A 2139-nucleotide genomic window follows, 5' to 3' on the forward strand; every position below is an offset into this window, starting at 1 on the left:
GATACCCGCGGTCGACAAGACCCATCCACGTCTCGATGTCCCGCCGGCGTCCCCCATCCCAACACCAGGGACGGACTACGCAAACATGCAATCCACGACTTTGCGAGGGGAACGTCGGAGCGCGTCAGCAGTCGTGGATGCCCGAGGCAAGCTCGGGCATGACGGTTGAGGGGGTGTCGGCCGGACACTCAATGCTGATCCGGCGTCAGCCCCGAGCGTGCGCCAGCTGTCGCGTCACGCCCCCGGCCGCTCACCGCCGCGCCGCGCGCTGCCGATGAACCTGAATCTGTAAGAGCCGGCCAGCGGGAGCGGGGCGCCGTGTGAGGCGCCTTGGCTCCCGCGCCGTCATGCCCGCGCCTTCGCGCGGGCATCCACGATTTTGCGGGTTGAGCGTCGGAGCGCGTCTGAAGTCGTGGATGCCCGAGACACGCTCGGGCATGACGGGTGAGGGGGGCGTCGACCGGTCGCTCAATGCTGATCCGGCGTCAGCCCCGAGCGTCGTCACGCCCGGCGGCCATCGAAGCCCGAGTCCACAACCTGGCCCCCGTCCATACGCCCGCGCGTCAGCGCGGGGCGCGCTTGGCGAGGATGCGCTGCAGGGTGCGGCGGTGCATGTTGAGGCGGCGGGCCGTTTCCGAGACGTTGCGGCCGCAGAGCTCGTAGACGCGCTGGATGTGCTCCCAGCGGACCCGGTCGGCGGACATGGGGTTCTCGGGCGGTTCGGGCTTGCTTTCACCGGCGGTCAGCGCGCTGTGGATCTCGTCCGCGTCGGCGGGCTTCGCCAGATAGTCCACCGCGCCCATCTTCACCGCGGTCACCGCGGTCGCGATGTTGCCGTAGCCGGTGAGCACGATGCCGCGGGCGTCGGCGCGGCGGGACTTCAGCGCGGAGATCACGTCGAGCCCGGAGCCGTCGCCGAGCCGCATGTCCACCACCGCGAAGGCGGGCGCCGAGCGCTCGACGCAGTCGAGGCCCTCGCGGATCGATTCCGCCACGGTCACCGTGTAGCCGCGGGCCTCCATGGCGCGTCCGAGACGCTGCACGAAGGCGCGGTCATCGTCGACGATCAGCAGGGTCATGTCCCCGGAGGGAACGCTCTCCGGCCCGGCGGCCGCCGAGTCCGTGGTCGGCTGCATCAACGTCTCCTTACGCACGCGAGCCAGCGTCGAAGCCCCGCGTCAACCGCGACGTTTCGAAGCAGTACCGTCAAAGTCCGGAACAGGCAACTTCTGCGACGCGGCCGCCCCGCCGCCAGGGGCGACGGGGCGCGGCAGAAAAGGGAGCGGGGGCGGGGCCGCCCGCGGCGGGATCACCGCGGCGCGAGCACCATGGTCATCTGCCGGCCTTCGAGCGAGGGGTCGCTCTCGACCTTGGCGATCTCGGCGACTTCCTCGCGCACCTTGACCAGCAGCTTCAGGCCCAGGTCCTGATGCGCCATCTCGCGGCCGCGGAAGCGCAGCGTGACCTTGACCTTGTCGCCTTCCTCGAAGAAGCGGAGCATGGCCCGCATCTTCACGTCGTAGTCGTGATCGTCGATGTTCGGACGCATCTTGATCTCTTTGACTTCGACGATCTTCTGGTTCTTGCGAGCCTCGGCCGCCTTCTTCTGCGACACGTATTTGAACTTGCCGTAGTCGAGCAGCTTGCAGACAGGCGGGACCGAGTTCGGAGCGATCTCCACGAGATCGAGCCCCGCATCTTCCGCGGCCTGGAGCGCGTCATTGATCTTGGTCGGTCCGAGATTCTGCCCGTCCGCTCCGATGAGCTGAACCTCGAGGACGCGGATTTCCTTGTTAACGCGGGGTCCTTCCTTCTGGACCGGCGCGACAGGCCTCATGGGACGACGAATGGCGGCATTCTCCTCTTGACGTTTCACGGGTCGGCGACGGCGTCCAACGACGAAAGCCCCGTGAACTGCACGAGGCGGCGACGCTGACGGGACGCCCGCCGACGATTGGCCCCAAGATCGTGACAAACCCGCGGAAAGTCAACGGTTCCAACCCGAGAGCAGGCGGGAATACGCCAGAAGCGTGGCCTCGGTCATCGCCTCCAGCCCGAAGCGGGCGACGGCGCGGGCGCGGGCGCGGGCGGCGAGCGCCGCGCGATCTGCGGCGTCGAGCGCAAGCGCCGCCGTCCCCG

At 68.7% G+C, this 2139-nt stretch carries 2 protein-coding genes; both read right to left on the reverse strand.

Annotated elements, in window-relative coordinates; genetic code table 11:
- Positions 1 to 563: 563 nt before the first annotated feature.
- The gene (locus ACFQ4O_RS17090) at positions 564 to 1136 is read right to left on the reverse strand and encodes an ActR/PrrA/RegA family redox response regulator transcription factor (protein ID WP_378777521.1); all 573 of its coding nucleotides are present in this window, start codon (positions 1134 to 1136) and stop codon (positions 564 to 566) included.
- A gap of 173 nt (positions 1137 to 1309) precedes the next feature.
- A complete protein-coding gene (infC, locus tag ACFQ4O_RS17095; RefSeq protein WP_378777523.1) occupies positions 1310 to 1849 on the reverse strand; it encodes a translation initiation factor IF-3 in 540 nt (179 codons plus the stop codon).
- Positions 1850 to 2139 lie beyond the last annotated feature (290 nt).

The organism is Methylopila musalis (assembly GCF_042679725.1).
Taxonomy (GTDB): domain Bacteria; phylum Pseudomonadota; class Alphaproteobacteria; order Rhizobiales; family Methylopilaceae; genus Methylopila; species Methylopila musalis.

Excerpts from the sequence above, each read along its gene's own strand:
- ACFQ4O_RS17090 (WP_378777521.1), bottom strand. The coding sequence starts at position 1,136 with ATGCAGCCGACCACGGACTCGGCGGCCGCCGGGCCGGAGAGCGTTCCC.